The organism is Ruegeria sp. CDSB086, from assembly GCF_059611065.1.
Map to the genome: position 1 here is coordinate 1 of NZ_JBXWOV010000007.1, position 15662 is coordinate 15662.

A 15662-nucleotide genomic window follows, 5' to 3' on the forward strand; every position below is an offset into this window, starting at 1 on the left:
ACAGGCATCTCCCACCCAGCAAAATCAACCAACTTACCCCCCAACTCAACGTGCAAAGAATGCAATGGGGTGCGTTTTAATTCGGTCATATCTCTAGCCTTTCGATCAGCGAGACTGGTCACGAACGACCATGACGGTGCAATGCGCGTTGCGCACGACACGGGCCAGGTTTGGGCCAATCTCATAATTCGGGAAATCGCCTTTGGTTGACGCCATGACGATCAGATCAAAGCCGTCCTTGTAGGCCAGCTTCAGGATTTCGCGGTAGACGCTGCCTTCTTCGATATGCACTTGCACGTCAGAGGCGTTGCCGTGATCCAGTATGGCCTGAACCGCATTGCGCACGTGGTCTTTGGCACCAGCGCCGTAGTTGGCAGGCAGGTTCGGTAATTGGATGATCTCTGGGATGACGGCAACCGCATGCAGTTCGGCACCGTAGAACTTCGCCTGTTCCAGTGCGACCGGCAGGGCCAGTTTCCACGAGCGGTCGTCGGTATGGTCAATAGGCAGCAGGATTTTCGTGGCCATCACGTCTCTCCTCGAGATATGGAATTCTATTTCAAAGGCGGGGGGCCGGAATGGCCCCCCGTATTCTTCAGGGCCGGATTATTCGGCAGGCGTGCCGCCCGGCTCTTCGGATTTGCCGCCCGAGGCAAAGAACTCTTTCGTCAGTTTGAAGACGATCGGGCTCAGAAGGGCCAGTGCGATCAGGTTCGGAATGGCCATCATGGCGTTCAGCGTATCCGCCAGCAGCCAGACAAAGCCCAGATCCGCGGTTGCGCCGAAGTAGATCGCGACAATCCACAGAACGCGGTACGGCATCAGGGATTTAACACCCAGAAGGAACTCGACGCATTTTTCGCCGTAGAACGACCAGCCGAGGATGGTTGTGAAGGCGAAGATCGACAGAGCGATTGCGATCAGAGCACCGCCACCCGGCAGCGACGTGGCGAATGCCAGCGAGGTCAAGGCCGCACCGGATTCACCGGAGGTCCATGCACCTGTGGAGATGATCGCCAAACCGGTGATCGAGCACACGATGATTGTGTCGATGAACGTACCCAGCATCGCGATCAGGCCCTGGTTGACCGGACCTTTGGTCTCGGCTGCCGCGTGAGCAATCGGAGCCGAACCCAGACCGGCTTCGTTCGAGAACACACCACGTGCCACACCAAAACGGATGGCGGCCCAAACGGCTGCACCTGCAAAGCCACCTTCGGCGGCGGACGGCGTGAAGGCGTAGGTGAAGACCAGTGACAGCGCGTTGCCGATCTCGCCGATATTGATGATTAGAACCAAAAGGCCTGCAACAATGTATGCAATTGCCATGGCCGGAACCAGTTTACCAGCAACCGCACCGATGCGGGTGATGCCGCCCAGAATAACGGCTGCGGTCAGGACCATCAGAACAACGCCGGTGACCGAAGTGTTCACGCCGAAGTTCGATTCCAGAACCTGCGCCACGCCGTTGGCCTGCACGCCGTTTCCGATGCCAAAGGCTGCAACTGCGCCGAACAGGGCAAATGCAACGCCCAGCCAGGCCCATTTCGCGCCGAGGCCGTTTTTGATGTAGTACATCGGGCCGCCGACAAAATTGCCCAGCTCGTCTTTTTCACGGTATTTAACCGCCAGAACAGCTTCGGCATATTTGGTGGCCATGCCCACCAGGGCGGTCATCCACATCCAGAACAAAGCGCCCGGACCGCCCAGGAAGACAGCAGTGGCCACACCGGCGATGTTGCCGGTACCAATGGTTGCCGACAGCGACGTCATCAGCGCGTTGAACGGGCTGATCTGACCATCACCTTGGCCTTCGCGGCCAGCAAACAGCAGCTTGAAGCCGGTGCCGATTTTCAGGATCGGCATGAATTTCAGCCCGACCTGCAGGAAGAAGCCGACGCCAAGGATGAGGACCAGCATCAGCGGCCCCCATACGACGCCATTGATGGCTCCTACGATTGAATTTAACGCTTCCATGGTTTCCCTCCCATTTGCGTTTGGTTTATGCCCCGTTGACGATGGCCCGCTGGCGGGCCTGCTTGAGGGCGGCAAAATCTTCGTCGGCGTGGAACGAGGAACGTGTCAGCGGCGTCGCCGACACATGCAAAAAGCCCTTGGACCTTGCGATCTGTTCCAGTTGGGCGAACTCCTCCGGTGACCAGAACCGGTCAATTGGATGGTGTTTTGGGGTCGGCTGCAGGTATTGACCTACGGTTAGAAAATCGACTTGTGCCGCGCGCAGATCGTCCATGACCTGACGCACGTCATTCAGGCTCTCGCCCAGGCCAACCATCAAGCCGGATTTCGTAAAGACTTCTGGGTTTGCGCGCTTGGCATCATCCAGAAGTCGCAGTGAAGTATAGTAGCGTGCGCCGGGGCGAACGGTCGGGTACAGGTGCGGAACGGTTTCCAGATTGTGGTTGAACACGTCCGGGGCAGCATCGAACACCACATCCGCCGCATCGCCTTTGCCCAGAAAATCGGGGGTTAGCACCTCGACCGTGGTGCCGGGGTTCTGATGACGCACGGCACGGATGGTTTGCGCGATATGCTCGGCCCCGCCGTCTGCCAAATCATCGCGATCGACCGAGGTGATCACTACGTGGCGCAAGCCTAGTTTCATAACCGCTGCAGCAACACGGCCCGGCTCGAACAGGTCCAGTGCATTGGGGCGTCCTGTTGAGACGTTGCAGAAGGAACAGCCGCGGGTGCAGACTTCGCCCATGATCATCATGGTGGCGTGGCGCTTGGACCAGCATTCGCCGATGTTGGGGCATGCAGCCTCTTCACAAACCGTCGTCAGATTGTGGTCGCGCATCAGGCGGCGGGTCTCGTAATATTCGGGCCCGTCGACCTTTTTCTTGCGAATCCACTTGGGCTTTCGCGGGATGACGCTGTCAGCCTTTTTGGCTTTTTCCGGATGGCGGGTGCGAAGCTGGATGGTCATCTGGCTGTTCCCTCTCAGGCGTGAATTGCGCGGCCCATGGCGTCCAGGCAGGCTTCCTTGACGGCCTCGCCCATTGCCGGATGCGCATGACAGGTTGAGGCGACTTCGGCGACGGTTGCGCCCTTGGTCATGGCCAGAACCAGTTCGGCGATTAGGTCACCGCCATGTGCGCCGCAGATATGCGCGCCCAGGATTTTGCCATTTGGGTCGGCCAGTACTTTGACGGCTCCGTCTGTCTCGCCAGTCGAACGCGCGCGTGAGTTGGCCATGAAGGCAAACTTGCCGACAGCGTATTCGGACCCGGCTTCTTTCAGCGCTTCCTCGGTCAAACCGACCGAAGCGACCTCGGGGTCCGTATACACAACGCCAGGAACGGTATTGTAGTCCACATGCCCGGCTTCACCTGCCAGCATCTCGACACAGGCGACGCCGTCTTCTTCGGCTTTGTGGGCAAGCATCGGGCCGGGGACACAGTCGCCAATCGCATAGATGCCGGGAACCGAGGTGCGGAACGACGTGTCCACCTGAATGAAGCCGCGCGGGTCGAGGGCTATCCCCAGATCTTCCAACCCAAGCCCGCGCGATACGGGGCGGCGTCCGACAGCGATCAGAACCTTGTCGGCTTCGATCACCTCTTCCTTGTCTTTGCCGACCCGGTCCAATGTCAGCGTCAGCCCAACGTTGGTTTTGTCGATGGTTTTCAGTGCGCGCCCCAGCTGAAACTTCAGGCCACGCTTTGACAGGGCGCGCTGTGCGAGTTTTGCTATCTCGCCGTCGATTCCGGGCAGAATGCGGTCAAGATACTCAACAACCGTGACCTTCGCGCCCAATCGGGACCAGACCTGTCCAAGTTCCAGGCCGATCACGCCAGCACCGACGACCACCAGATGTTCGGGAACAGCATCCAGCGCGATCGCTCCGGTCGAGCTTAGGATATCCTGCTCGTCAATCTCGATCCCGTTTAGCGGGGTTGGCTCGGAACCGGTGGCGATCAGGATGTTTTTGGCTTCATAAACATCGTCGCCAACTTTGACCTGCCCGTCAGAGGGGATACTGGCCCAGCCCTCAACCAGATCGACGCCGTTTTTCTTGAACAGAAACGCAATGCCCTTGGTCAGATCGCCGACGATCTTGTCCTTGCGACCCATCATCGAGCTCAGGTCGATGCTGGCCCCCTCGACAGCAATGCCATGGGAGGAGAGATGTGCAAGCTCGGCATACTTAGCCGAGGAGGTCAGCAACGCTTTGGAGGGTATGCACCCCACATTCAGACAGGTTCCGCCAAGCGAACCGCGGCCTTCAACGCAGGCGACTTTCATGCCCAGTTGTGCTGCGCGGATTGCTGCAACATATCCGCCGGGTCCGCCCCCGATGACGATTAGGTCGTAGATACTCATTGAACGGTCTTTCAGTAGATCGGGTGGCTGGCGCAGAGTGCGCGGACTTTTTCGCGGGTTTCGGCTTCGATCTTCGCGTCGCCCTCGGGGGATTGGGCCAAGGCCTCGAGCACGTCGCCGATCAGGTGACCGATCTGTTTGAACTCTTCCGGTCCAAACCCGCGGCTGCAGCCTGCTGCGGTACCCAGCCGGATACCGCTGGTCACGGTAGGTTTTTGCGGATCGCCCGGCACGCTGTTCTTGTTGCAGGTGAAACCGGCACGCTCCAGCGCGGCTTCTGCGTCTTTGCCGGTCACGCCCAGCGGGCGCAGATCGACCAGCATCAGGTGGTTTTCCGTGCCGCCCGAAACGATGTCACATCCACGCGCCATCATGACGTTTGCCAGCGCCGATGCGCTATCCACAACGCGTTGCATGTAGTCCTTGAATTCGGGCTTTAGCGCCTCGCCAAACGCGACAGCCTTACCGGCAATCACATGCATCAGGGGGCCGCCCTGAAGGCCGGGGAATACGGCCGAATTCATCTTTTTCGCCAGCGCCTCGTCATTTGTCAGAATGATCCCGCCGCGCGGACCGCGCAGGGTTTTATGTGTGGTCGAGGTAACCACATGCGCGTGGCCGATAGGCGAGGGGTGCAGCCCGGTTGCGACCAGACCGGCGATATGTGCCATATCCGCCAGCAGCCAAGCGCCGACCTCATCCGCAATGGCGCGGAAGCGGGCGAAATCGATCTTTTGCGAATAGGCGGATGCGCCAGCGATGATCAGTTGCGGCTTTTCGGCTTTCGCCAGTTCTTCGACCTGATCATAGTCAATCAGACCGGCATCGGTCAGGCCGTACTGAACCGGGCGGAACCACTTGCCGGATTGTGCTGGTTTGGCACCGTGCGTCAGGTGGCCACCCGCATCCAGTGACATGCCCAGGATTGTGTCGCCGGGGCTGAGCAGGGCCAATTTAACAGCGCCGTTTGCCTGCGCGCCCGAATGGGGTTGAACGTTGGCGTATTCGCAGCCGAACAACTGTTTCAGACGGTCGATGGCCTCGGATTCAACTTCGTCTACAAATTCGCAGCCGCCATAGTAGCGACGGCCAGGGTACCCTTCGGCGTATTTGTTGGTCAGGACTGACCCTTGCGCGTCGATCACAGCTTGCGAGACAATATTCTCGGACGCGATCAATTCGATCTGTTCAGCCTGACGTTTGCCTTCTCGCGCAATTGACGCAGCGACAACCGGATCTGCTTCGGTAAGCGACGTTTTGAACATGGTTTCCTCCTCAGGCACCGAATCCTCAGTACGAAATTTTGTTTCCTATAGTGGAATTCGTGCAGCTAAAGCAACATATATCTCACATTTGTGAAGTTGTGTGGTTTGAGGGAATTCTGTAACCTCCGGTAAAACAGGGAGATATTTATGGGCGACGAGACTCGCAGTGATGTTTCCTCACCGGAAGATCAGGACGAAGGTGAGGTTCTGGGGCGTTCCATCCGCGATGCACGACGTGCAAAAGGCTGGACTTTGGAGGAAGCCGGACGCGCGGCGGGAATCGGTCGGTCCACCCTGTCGAAGATCGAGAACAACCAGACGCGGCCAAGTTTCGACATCGTGCGCAGGTTGACACAGGCGCTGGATATGAGCACGCCGCAGCTGTTTCTGCAGTCCGGGCAATCGGGGATTTCGGGAAGGCGCGACTTTACGCCGAAAGGTGAAGGCGAGATAAAAAGCACACCGACCTATTTGCACGAACTGCTGTGTCCCGAGCTGACCAGCAAGCGGATGCTGCCCTATATCGCGACAATCAAAGCCCGCGACCTGTCAGAGTTCGAAAACTGGATCCGGCATACGGGTGAAGAGTTCATGTATGTCATCAGTGGCGAACTGATCTTTGTATCAGAGCATTATCGCCCCCTGCCGATGAAGGCCGGTGACTCGCTCTATTATGACAGCGGAATGGGACACGGGTGTATTTCAACCAGTGAGGAAGACGCGAAAGTGCTGTGGGTGTCACTCGAATAAGCGCGACGCACAAGGCATGAATAAAAGCGGCCCCAGCGGCCGCTTTTTTGTAGGATAAGGCGGTCACTGGGTCAGGTGTGGCCCAGTACCTTGCGGGCAACGCGGAAACACTCCAGCGCTTGCGGGACGCCACAGTAGATGCCAATCACGTGGATGATGGCTCGGATTTCCTCGGGCGAGACGCCGTTGTTGATCGCGCCTTTGCAGTGAATTTCCCATTCATGCATTTTGCCCAACGCGCCGATCATGGACAAGTTCATCATTGACCGCGTCTTGGCATCGATCACGTCATCGCCCCAGCCAAACCCCCAGCACCAAGCTGTCATAGCCTCTTGAAACGGGCGGGTAAAGTCATCGGCCGCCGCCAGGTTCTTTTCCACATATTCCGCACCAAGCGTGTTCTTGCGCTGCTCCAGGCCTTTCAGGAACAGGTCTTCGTCGAAAATATCAGCCATCTATGGTCTCCGGTTCTTCATCGCTTTGCGCGGTGTTCGTAAATGCGATCATAATGTGGGTTCGTTTTGAACTGTACCCGTCCGATCCGATCCTGCAGGTCACTTTTGGGCGCGCGCAGATTATTCCACCGCCTCGCGCATCCATTGTTGCAACCGGGCAATTGAGTGTTCTGACATCACCCCACAACTGGGGTCCAGCACGAGCGGACCGGGGCGATACCCGCGGGATTTCAGGCCGCGATGGACGCTTTCAACCAGATGGATGTCTTCCTCGACTGTGGTCTCCCGGTCCTGCACGGCCAGTTGTCGGATCACCGCGCTTTCGGATCCACCTTCGGTGTACCAGCCGCGCCAGACGGTGCAGTGGTCGGCATCGACCGCGCGCCAATGATAGGTGTTCAGCACATTGCCAGGATAGCATTGGAACGAGAACATCGGCCACAAGAACCATGACTGATAGTCGCCCGCATGTGGCACCGACAGGTCGATCGGGTAGGTCATCTTGTCGAGGCTTTGGCATTCGGTCGTATGACGCAGCACGTAACCGCCGCCTACATCGGGCTGGATGTCGTAGGTCTCAGGTTTGACCACTCCTTCGGCAAAAGTCGGGTGGTTGGTCGGGCAGTGATAACACTCCGAGTAATTCTCGATACTGACCTTCCAGTTGCAGTTTTCCGGAATCTCGACCCATTCCAGCGGTTCCAGATCGTCGATATGCGGAACGAACGCGCGGATTTCCTCGCGCACGCCGGGGTACCATTCATCCATCGAGGCGGCGTTGTCGTCGAGATTGACGAAGATGAATCCGTTGAATACCTCGGTCCGAACCGAGGTCAGGCAGATGGCGCTGCGATCAAAACCCGGAACGGACTTGATGTTGGGTCCAGCGCGTAATTGGCCTGACAGCTCATAGGTCCACGCGTGATAGGGGCAGACCACGACGCGGGTGTTGCCTGCGCCTGTTACCATCTCATGTGCGCGATGCTGGCACACGTTATAGAACGTGCGAATTTCGCCGTCTCGGCCCCGAATGCAGAACAGGTTTTGCCCGGCGATTTCAAAAGCAAAGTAATCGCCCGATTCCCGAACCTGCGCCACATGCCCGGCGAATTGCCATGTGCGGGCCAGAAGCCCCTGCATCTCCTGTGCGAAAATCGCGGGGTCGGTATAATACCGCGCGTCCAGTGAATGTGTCAGAGGTGCGTTCATTCGGGTTCCTCCGCGTAGAGGCCAAGCTGGTGGCGGCGTTGGTGAAATCGTTCCACCCGCTCGACGATCTCATCGCTGGAAACGGCGATCACAAAGGACAGCAGCGTTTCCAGCAAGGCGATGGTCGAAACCGAGGACGGAAAGAACTGTGGTGTGTCAGCGGCAACGACAAAACCGTGCTGTGCATTTAGGATCACTGGGCTGGCCGGGCTGTCGGAAATGCCAATGACGGTCATTCCCTGTTGCCGCGCCAGTTTGATAGCGTCGATGACTTCAGTGCGGTAGGGATGGCAGGTGATCGCGATCAGTACGTCTTGCTCATCCGCCCATGCCAGATCATCCACCGGAGTGGAACCGGGACGCGGGATGGCGTGAAACTGCTTCATGCCGGTTGAGGCCAGATAGGTAAAATTGCGCGCGTTTGAGTTGTTGACGCCAACGCCCAGCGTGAAAATCTGGCGGCAGTTCCAGATGTCCTCAGCGGCGGCCTTCAGGTTTGCGGCGTCGATCCCGGCAAAGGTTTCTTCGATATTGCGGATCGCGGCGCCGATCATATCGGCATAGAGGCCGCCCAGTTCCCCCGACTTGCCGATGTCCTGCAGCCAGCGGGCTCGGTCGGGAAATGACACACGTCCCTGCCGGATCGCATCCCGGAACGGGGCGCGGAAATCTTCGTAGCCTTCGAACCCCACCTGCTGGGCCATCCGCACGAAGGTGTTCGGTTTTACTCTGGCGGCCTCGGCAATCTCGCGCACGGTTGAAACCCCAACATCCGTTGGGTTTTCCAGCACGTAGCGTGCGGCCTTCTGCGCCTCGGGCGTCAGGGCGTCCCATTCTTCGGACAAGCGTTCCAGAACGATCGATGATACATTTGTGTCATTCATGATTGACGATGGTACATTTGTGGAATTAGCCTGTCGAGCAGAAACGCGACTCGGGAGAGGAAAAATCATGTCCGAGAAGAATCTGCCGTCCCATTCCCGCGTGGTGATTGTCGGTGGCGGCGTCATGGGGGTCGGTCTGGCCTATCATCTGGCGCACGAAGGCTGGGGCGACGACACGGTCCTGCTTGAAAAGGCCGAGCTGACCAGTGGCAGCACTTGGCACGCCGCTGGGCAGATCACGCATTCGACGTCCAGTTTTGGGTTGGGTAAATGCGTCGACTACAACATCGGTTTGTATTCCGGCCTGCTGGAGGCTGAGACCGGCCAGCCGGTGACATGGCATGGCTGCGGCTCGTTTCGGTTGGCCTATACCCAGGATGAGATGGACTGGCTGCGGCATACGCTGTCGGTGGGCCGGTCGCTGGGTTTCAACATTGAATTGGTCGGACCTGAAAAGGTGGCGGAACTGCACCCGTTCTACAATCTCGACGGCGTATTGGGTGCGCTATACACGCCAGATGATGGGCATGTGGACCCGACCAACGTCACCATGGCGATGGCAACTGGGGCGCGTCAGAAGGGCGTGCGCATTTTCCGCAATTGCCGCGCCACCAACATCACGCAGGCCGACAACGGTGAGTGGGTGATTGAGACCGAACAGGGCACCATCACCTGTGAGCATGTGGTGAATGCGGGCGGCACCTATGCCCGGCAGATGGGTGAGTGGTCTGGGCTGCAACTGCCCATGACTTCGATGACCCACCATTACTTCGTGACCGAGCCGGTGCCGGAGTTCCAGAACCTGGATAAGGAACTGCCGGTGATCCGCGATGACCGCAAAGTCTCAGGCTATATCCGGATGGAGCAGCAGCGCGGCCTGATCGGGATTTACGAGAAAGAGAACCCGAACTCGGTCTGGCATGATCATTGCCCGTGGGAATACGAGAACTGGTTGTTCGACGCGGATTACGACCGGGTGATGCCGTGGCTTGAGGAAAGTCTGAACCGGATGCCGATCTTTGCCGAGTTGGGCATTCAGCGCGATGTGCATGGGGCGATTTCGCATCCGCCCGATGGCAACCCTTTGATCGGGCCGGCGCCGGGTGTGCGGAACTATTGGTGTTGTTGCGGGACGCAGATCGGCATCGGCTGGGGGCCGGGTCTGACCCGCGAGTTGGCACGCTGGATGGTGCATGGCGCGTCCGATATCTCGATGCGTGAGTTCGATCCACGCAGGTTCGGCAGCTATGCGACCAAGGATTGGCAGGTGATCAAGGCTGAGGAAGACTACTGCCTGCGCCACGAGATCCCGTTCCCGCATTTCAACCGTTTGGAAGGGCGTCCGATCAAGCCGTCGCCTCTCTATGATCTGTTGAATTCCAAGGGTGCTGTACATGAAGAGGTTTATGGCTTTGAGCGCCCCCGTTGGTTCGCGCGGGATGAGGTCGAGCAGCGCGATCACTACTCCTTCCGCCGGACCCCTGCGGATCACATGGTCGCGGCTGAGGTCAAAGCGGTGCGCGAACGCGTGGGCATCATGGACGTGACCGCCTTCACCAAGGTCGAAGTCTCGGGCCCTGAAGCCTACGCGCTGTTGGACCGGCTGATCGCTAACCGGATGCCGCAAAAGGTTGGCTCGATCACTCTGACGCATATGCTGAACCGCCGTGGCCGGATCGAGTTGGAGACCACGATTGTCCGAATGGCTGAGGATCGGTTCTATCTGGTCTGCGCTGCCTTCTTTGAGCAGCGTCTGCTGGATCATCTGACACAACAGCGCGCGGACGAGGATGTTCAGATAACCGCGCTGTCCACCAATTGGTCCGCCCTGTCGTTGAACGGTCCGAGGGCGCGTGACGTGCTGGGACAGTGTGCAGATGCCGATCTGACCAATGCTGGCTTTCGCTGGTTGTCGGCACAAGAAATCACCGTCGCGGGTCACAAAGTATGGGCCTTCCGCATGTCCTATGCCGGTGAGTTAGGGTGGGAGCTGCACATGCCCAATGCCGCCTGCCTCGATGTCTACAATGCGCTTTGGGCTGCGGGTGAGCCGCACGGCATCACCGACTATGGCAGCTTTGCCATGAACGTGATGCGGATGGAGAAGGGCTTCAAAGGCGCGAGCGAACTGACCAACGAAGTCACGCTGGCCGAGGCTGATGTGCTGCGCTTTGCGCGCTCGGACAAAGAGTATCTGGGCAAAGACAAAACCCTGAACACTGACTTGCCGTGGGTCTGCGCGTATCTGCAGATCGAGCCGGATGGTGAAATTGACGGCCACGGTGGAGAAGCGGTGATGCTGGATGGACGTGTCGTGGGTTCAACAGCCTCGGTCGTCTATGGGCACACGGTCGGCAAGATCCTGGCCTTTGCGTACATCAAGCCCGAGGCTTCCGACCCCGGCATCGAATTGGAGGTCGTCATCCACGGCCAGCCCCGCGCGGCCCGTGTTCTGGGCGAACCTGCTTATGATCCGCAAAGCCTGCTGCCCCGCACCGACGCTATTCTGGAGACTGCATAATGAGCTTGCCTGACAAAATGAAGGCCATGGTCACGATGGGCCATGGCGGCTTGGAACAAATGGTGCTTCACAAAAACTGGCCGCGCCCGGAACCCGCGGCCGGCGAGGTGTTGATCAAAGTCGCTGCCTGCGGGCTAAACAACACGGACGTCAATACGCGGTCCGGCTGGTACTCAAAAACCGTGACCGATGCGACGACGGGCAGCGCGTTCGAGGAAGTCAGTGACGAGGATCCGACATGGGGCGGCGCGCCCATCACCTTTCCCCGAATCCAAGGGGCTGATATCTGCGGGGAAATCGTCGCCGTGGGTGGCGGTGTCGATCCCGGGCTGATCGGTCAACGCGTTATCACCGATGGCTGGCTGCGCGACCCGTCTGATCCGGGTAATAAGGACAAAACCGGCTATTTCGGTTCGGAACGGGACGGTGGATTCGCCGAATACGCCACGACCTTGGCGGTTAACGCGGTGCCGATCCGGTCCGACCTGTCGGATGCCGAACTGGCCACGTTCTCGTGTTCCTATTCGACTGCCGAAGGCATGCTGACCCGCGCAAATGTTACTGACACTGACACGGTTCTGGTGCCCGGAGCCTCGGGCGGGGTTGGCGGTGCCTTGGTGCAACTTGCCAAACGCCGGGGTGCACGGGTGATCGCGATGGCGTCGGACGCAAAACACGCAGACGTTGCCGAACTGGGTGCCGACAAAATCTTGTCTCGTGCCCCGGAAAATCTGCGCGCGGCGCTTGGCGATGAAAAGGTCACCGTTGTGGCCGATGTGGTTGGTGGTCCCTACTGGCCAAACCTGATCGACGTTCTGGAGCGCGGCGGGCGGTACACCTGCTCGGGCGCGATAGCCGGGCCCATGGTCGAATTCGATCTGCGCACGTTCTACTTGCGTGACCTGACGTTCACCGGCTCTACCGTGATTGATCCGCAGGTGATGCGTAACATCGTTCAGTATATCGAGGCCGGTGAGATCAAGCCCGCCCTGGCCGCGACCTATCCCCTGGAAGAGTTGCGCGAGGCACAGGCCGCATTCATTGCCAAGCAGCACACCGGCAACATCGTGGTGATCCCATGACGATGGGCGACGTTCTCGAAGCTGCCCGACAGTTGCATCAATCACATCCTGAGCTTTCAGAATTCGGAGCCTGGCCTGATGACCTGACGCCAACGGATCAGGAGCCAAACCAAATCCCTGCCGTTGAACTGATTCAGCGGACCGGTTTCCGGACCGGGGATGCAACGCGATCCCTTTCAGACGCGATCAGGGCAACCGCACATCTGGCGCTGTGGAAACACACCTATACTGAGGAAGAGGTCGGAGCCGATTTCCTTAGTCGTTATGGCTATTACGAGCTATTCGGCCCGACCGGGCATTTCCATTCGACCCAAATGCGGGGCTATGTCGCCTACTGGGGGGCGGGCCTGAATTACGATTGGCACAGCCATCAGGCCGAAGAACTCTATCTGATCGTGGGCGGCGGGGCGATGTTCCGCGTCGAAGAAGACGAGACTTACGTCAGCCCTAACCAGACACGACATCACCGAAGCTGGCAAAGCCACGCCATGACAACAACCGACGAGCCAATTCTGGCTTTCGTTCTTTGGCGAGGACAAGGATTGAACGACTTGCCACAAATGGATGCGGCATGAAAACCAATCCGATACCTATCTGGCCATCCCAATGTGGGCATGCCTGTGTTGCGAAATGGCCCAGTGCGCCGATTGAGGAGTTCCGTCTATGAGACCGCAAGCCGAAGCCACTCAGATGATTGATGACGCCCGCGTGCGTGTGACGCGGTTTGACTTTGCACCGGGGGCCGAAACGGGATGGCATCGCCACGCAATGGACTACGTCATCACCGCCATAACCGATTGCCATATGCGGCTGGAACTGCCCGATGGTTCGGTCAAAGAAGTAACGGTTGCTGCGGGAGTAACTTATCGCCGCGACGAGGGTGTCGAACACAACGTGATCAATGCCGGGGACGCGCCGATGACCTTTGTTGAAGTGGAACTGAAATGAAAATCACTCGTCTTTCAGTCTACCATGTCGACCTACCGCTTGAGCATCCGTATTGGCTGTCTGGTGGGCGGTTGAAGTTTGAAACGCTCGACGCAACGATTGTAAAGATCGAAACCGATTCAGATCTGACCGGTTGGGGCGAGGGTACCCCGTGGGGCCACACATATGTTCCAGCCCACGGTCCGGGTATTCGCGCCGGAATTCAGACGATGGCACCGTTCATTCTGGGCCTTGATCCGCGTCGGGTGCTGGATGTCGAACGGGCGATGGATATCGCTCTGCCAGGCCACCTCTATGCCAAAAGCCCCATTGATATGGCTTGCTGGGATATTGCGGGTCAGGCCGCCGGTCTGCCAATTGCCGATCTGATGGGCGGCGGGTCTCGCACGCCGCGCCCGATTGCCTCGTCGGTAGGTGCGAAGACCGTCGAAGAAACGCGCGAAGTGATGGAGCGCTATCGCAGCCGCGGCTACGTTGCGCATTCGGTTAAAATCGGTGGGGATGTAGAACGCGACATTGCGCGCGTCCGCGATGTCGAAAGCATCCGACGCCCCGGCGAGATCGTCCTTTATGACGTCAACCGCGGCTGGACCCGGCAGCAGGCCCTGCGGGTGATGAGCGCCTGTGAGGACCTGAACGTGATGTTTGAACAGCCCTGCGAGTCGCTGGACGATATCGCCGCGATCTCGGGCCGCCATGCCTCACCCGTTTCGGTGGATGAAAGTCTTGTGACCCTGCAAGACGCCGCCCGCATTGCCCGCGAAGGGTTGGCTGAGGTGTTCGGAATAAAGCTGAACCGTGTCGGTGGCCTGACCAAGGCGGCACGGATGCGGGACATCGCGTTGGCGCATGGAATCGACATGTTCGTGATGGCCACCGGTGGTTCGGTTCTGGCCGATACTGAGGCGCTGCATCTGGCGGCCACCATTCCGGACGATAATTGTCACGCGGTCTGGGCGTGCCAGGATATGATCACCGTCGATGTCGCTGGTGGGCGAGGCCCCCGCAATATCGACGGCCACCTGCATTTGCCGAAAACGCCGGGACTTGGTGTGCACCCTGACGAAGTTGCGTTGGGCGATCCCGTCGGAGTTTATCATTGAGGATCATCAGAATAACGCTCTGGGCCGTCGATCTGACGAGTCATGAGATCTATCACATGGCTGAGGGTAAGACCTGCGCGACCGTGACCTCTCATATCCTGTGCCTTGAGACAGATACAGGCTTGAGGGGTTGGGGCGAGGTCTGCCCGATCCCGCATTACCTGCCAGCGTTTGCAGGCGGAGTGCCGGGCGCAGTGACAGAGATGGGCCGCGAGATTCTGGGCATGTCCCCTTTCGGGGTAGATGCGCCGATGAGAAAGCTGGACGGGTTCCTGCAGGGGCATCTCTATGCCAAGTCTCTCGTCGACATCGCGCTTTGGGATTTGTTCGGGCAAGCGACGGGTCAACCGGTCTATGCGCTGCTGGGTGGGCGGACGCGGAAGGACATGCCGCTTTATCACTCGATCACCTGCGTCGCGCCGGATGATATGGCGCGGATCGCCAAGACGGCTTACCAGACCGGCATTCGCCAGTTTCAGGTCAAGCTAGGGGTCGAAGGCGACTGGCAGGCCGACGCCGAGCGTTTGACCAAAGTGCGTGAGGCCGTGGGACCGGGGCCTCTGGTTTATGGCGACTGGAACTGCGGTGCTTCACGCTTGCAAGCTACGCGAACGGGCAGGGCGGTGGCCCACTTGGATGTGATGCTGGAACAGCCCTGCAAAACACTTGAGGACTGTGCGGCGGTTCGACAGGCCACTGGCTTACCTATGAAGATCGACGAGAATGCCCATGATCTGGCATCACTACGGCGCGCGCATGAGTTGGGCTGCATGGATGCTGTTGCGCTCAAGCTTTCGAAGTTCGGCGGGTTGTCGGCCATGCGCCGGGCGCGTGATCTGACCGTGCATTTCGGGGCTGAGATTTGTGCCGAATGTACCTGGGGCTCGGATTTAGTCACCGCAGCGTCGCTGCATTTTGCGGCCTCGACCCCGCACGGGTCACTGATGAATACATGTGACCTGTCATCTTATGTGGCGCCTCGCATTTGCCCCGACGCACCAAACCGTGAAAACGGCCGGATTGCCCCGCCCGACGGGCCGGGGTTAGGTGTTGTGCCAGACCCAGAGGTTCTTGGTCCGCCAATTTTGGAGATCGTTTGAG

15 protein-coding genes are annotated in these 15662 nt (G+C 58.8%); 7 read left to right on the top strand and 8 right to left on the bottom strand.

Features of this window, described 5'->3' with window-relative positions; translation table 11 throughout:
* Positions 1 to 105: 105 nt before the first annotated feature.
* From AC2FIO_RS14965 to glyA, 5 genes are all read right to left on the bottom strand, one after another.
* Entirely contained in the window at positions 106 to 528 is a 423-nt protein-coding gene (locus tag AC2FIO_RS14965; RefSeq protein ID WP_282169884.1) for a universal stress protein, read from the bottom strand.
* Between the two features lie 78 nt (positions 529 to 606).
* A complete protein-coding gene (locus tag AC2FIO_RS14970; protein WP_108860658.1) occupies positions 607 to 1977 on the bottom strand; it encodes an alanine/glycine:cation symporter family protein in 1371 nt (456 codons plus the stop codon).
* A 25-nt stretch (positions 1978 to 2002) separates the two neighbouring features.
* The gene (gene lipA, locus AC2FIO_RS14975) at positions 2003 to 2947 is read right to left on the bottom strand and encodes a lipoyl synthase (RefSeq protein WP_496698611.1); all 945 of its coding nucleotides are present in this window, start codon (positions 2945 to 2947) and stop codon (positions 2003 to 2005) included.
* A 14-nt stretch (positions 2948 to 2961) separates the two neighbouring features.
* Positions 2962 to 4344, bottom strand: coding sequence for a dihydrolipoyl dehydrogenase (lpdA, locus tag AC2FIO_RS14980; protein ID WP_496698613.1), 1383 nt, complete (start codon positions 4342 to 4344; stop codon positions 2962 to 2964).
* An 11-nt stretch (positions 4345 to 4355) separates the two neighbouring features.
* Positions 4356 to 5609, bottom strand: a complete 1254-nt coding sequence (glyA, locus tag AC2FIO_RS14985; RefSeq protein WP_108860661.1) for a serine hydroxymethyltransferase — start codon at positions 5607 to 5609, stop codon at positions 4356 to 4358.
* 147 nt (positions 5610 to 5756) lie between these two features.
* On the opposite strand from glyA, the gene AC2FIO_RS14990 reads away from it, so the two are divergent.
* Complete coding sequence (locus tag AC2FIO_RS14990) at positions 5757 to 6359, top strand: helix-turn-helix domain-containing protein (RefSeq protein WP_496698616.1); 603 nt, start codon at positions 5757 to 5759, stop codon at positions 6357 to 6359.
* Between the two features lie 71 nt (positions 6360 to 6430).
* Here AC2FIO_RS14990 and AC2FIO_RS14995 read toward each other — a convergent pair whose 3' ends face one another.
* The 3 genes from AC2FIO_RS14995 to AC2FIO_RS15005 all read right to left on the bottom strand — a co-directional run bounded on the left by AC2FIO_RS14995 (position 6431) and on the right by AC2FIO_RS15005 (position 8907).
* Positions 6431 to 6814 carry a carboxymuconolactone decarboxylase family protein gene (locus AC2FIO_RS14995; protein WP_058273646.1) on the bottom strand — a complete coding sequence of 128 codons (384 nt, stop codon included), beginning with the start codon at positions 6812 to 6814 and terminating at the stop codon, positions 6431 to 6433.
* A gap of 120 nt (positions 6815 to 6934) precedes the next feature.
* Positions 6935 to 8023, bottom strand: coding sequence for an aromatic ring-hydroxylating oxygenase subunit alpha (locus tag AC2FIO_RS15000; RefSeq protein ID WP_496698619.1), 1089 nt, complete (start codon positions 8021 to 8023; stop codon positions 6935 to 6937).
* Positions 8020 to 8907, bottom strand: a complete 888-nt coding sequence (locus AC2FIO_RS15005; protein WP_472722768.1) for a MurR/RpiR family transcriptional regulator — start codon at positions 8905 to 8907, stop codon at positions 8020 to 8022. The genes AC2FIO_RS15000 and AC2FIO_RS15005 overlap by 4 nt, the downstream gene beginning before the upstream one ends.
* 67 nt (positions 8908 to 8974) lie before the next feature.
* Here AC2FIO_RS15005 and AC2FIO_RS15010 point away from each other — a divergent pair, with 67 nt between their 5' ends.
* From AC2FIO_RS15010 to AC2FIO_RS15035, 6 genes are all read left to right on the top strand, one after another.
* Positions 8975 to 11428 carry an FAD-dependent oxidoreductase gene (locus AC2FIO_RS15010; protein ID WP_496698621.1) on the top strand — a complete coding sequence of 818 codons (2454 nt, stop codon included), beginning with the start codon at positions 8975 to 8977 and terminating at the stop codon, positions 11426 to 11428.
* Positions 11428 to 12510, top strand: coding sequence for an alcohol dehydrogenase family protein (locus tag AC2FIO_RS15015; protein ID WP_496698623.1), 1083 nt, complete (start codon positions 11428 to 11430; stop codon positions 12508 to 12510). Before AC2FIO_RS15010 ends, AC2FIO_RS15015 begins: the two co-directional genes overlap by 1 nt.
* Complete coding sequence (locus AC2FIO_RS15020) at positions 12507 to 13085, top strand: dimethylsulfonioproprionate lyase family protein (RefSeq protein WP_496698625.1); 579 nt, start codon at positions 12507 to 12509, stop codon at positions 13083 to 13085. The genes AC2FIO_RS15015 and AC2FIO_RS15020 overlap by 4 nt, the downstream gene beginning before the upstream one ends.
* A gap of 88 nt (positions 13086 to 13173) precedes the next feature.
* Positions 13174 to 13458 carry a cupin domain-containing protein gene (locus AC2FIO_RS15025; RefSeq protein WP_496698627.1) on the top strand — a complete coding sequence of 95 codons (285 nt, stop codon included), beginning with the start codon at positions 13174 to 13176 and terminating at the stop codon, positions 13456 to 13458.
* Positions 13455 to 14561 carry a mandelate racemase/muconate lactonizing enzyme family protein gene (locus AC2FIO_RS15030; protein WP_496698629.1) on the top strand — a complete coding sequence of 369 codons (1107 nt, stop codon included), beginning with the start codon at positions 13455 to 13457 and terminating at the stop codon, positions 14559 to 14561. The genes AC2FIO_RS15025 and AC2FIO_RS15030 overlap by 4 nt, the downstream gene beginning before the upstream one ends.
* Positions 14558 to 15661 (top strand): mandelate racemase/muconate lactonizing enzyme family protein, encoded by a 1104-nt coding sequence (locus AC2FIO_RS15035; RefSeq protein ID WP_496698631.1) that lies wholly within the window; start codon positions 14558 to 14560, stop codon positions 15659 to 15661. Before AC2FIO_RS15030 ends, AC2FIO_RS15035 begins: the two co-directional genes overlap by 4 nt.
* Position 15662: the final 1 nt, after the last annotated feature.

Bases quoted from the DNA above. Each gene is read 5' to 3' on its own strand.
- AC2FIO_RS15020 (WP_496698625.1), top strand. From the start codon at position 12,507: ATGACGATGGGCGACGTTCTCGAAGCTGCCCGACAGTTGCATCAATCA.
- glyA (WP_108860661.1), bottom strand. From the start codon at position 5,609: ATGTTCAAAACGTCGCTTACCGAAGCAGATCCGGTTGTCGCTGCGTCA.
- AC2FIO_RS15025 (WP_496698627.1), top strand. From the start codon at position 13,174: ATGAGACCGCAAGCCGAAGCCACTCAGATGATTGATGACGCCCGCGTG.
- AC2FIO_RS14995 (WP_058273646.1), bottom strand. From the start codon at position 6,814: ATGGCTGATATTTTCGACGAAGACCTGTTCCTGAAAGGCCTGGAGCAG.
- AC2FIO_RS14990 (WP_496698616.1), top strand. From the start codon at position 5,757: ATGGGCGACGAGACTCGCAGTGATGTTTCCTCACCGGAAGATCAGGAC.
- AC2FIO_RS15030 (WP_496698629.1), top strand. From the start codon at position 13,455: ATGAAAATCACTCGTCTTTCAGTCTACCATGTCGACCTACCGCTTGAG.
- AC2FIO_RS14965 (WP_282169884.1), bottom strand. From the start codon at position 528: ATGGCCACGAAAATCCTGCTGCCTATTGACCATACCGACGACCGCTCG.
- AC2FIO_RS14970 (WP_108860658.1), bottom strand. From the start codon at position 1,977: ATGGAAGCGTTAAATTCAATCGTAGGAGCCATCAATGGCGTCGTATGG.
- lpdA (WP_496698613.1), bottom strand. From the start codon at position 4,344: ATGAGTATCTACGACCTAATCGTCATCGGGGGCGGACCCGGCGGATAT.
- AC2FIO_RS15000 (WP_496698619.1), bottom strand. From the start codon at position 8,023: ATGAACGCACCTCTGACACATTCACTGGACGCGCGGTATTATACCGAC.
- lipA (WP_496698611.1), bottom strand. From the start codon at position 2,947: ATGACCATCCAGCTTCGCACCCGCCATCCGGAAAAAGCCAAAAAGGCT.
- AC2FIO_RS15015 (WP_496698623.1), top strand. From the start codon at position 11,428: ATGAGCTTGCCTGACAAAATGAAGGCCATGGTCACGATGGGCCATGGC.
- AC2FIO_RS15005 (WP_472722768.1), bottom strand. From the start codon at position 8,907: ATGAATGACACAAATGTATCATCGATCGTTCTGGAACGCTTGTCCGAA.
- AC2FIO_RS15010 (WP_496698621.1), top strand. From the start codon at position 8,975: ATGTCCGAGAAGAATCTGCCGTCCCATTCCCGCGTGGTGATTGTCGGT.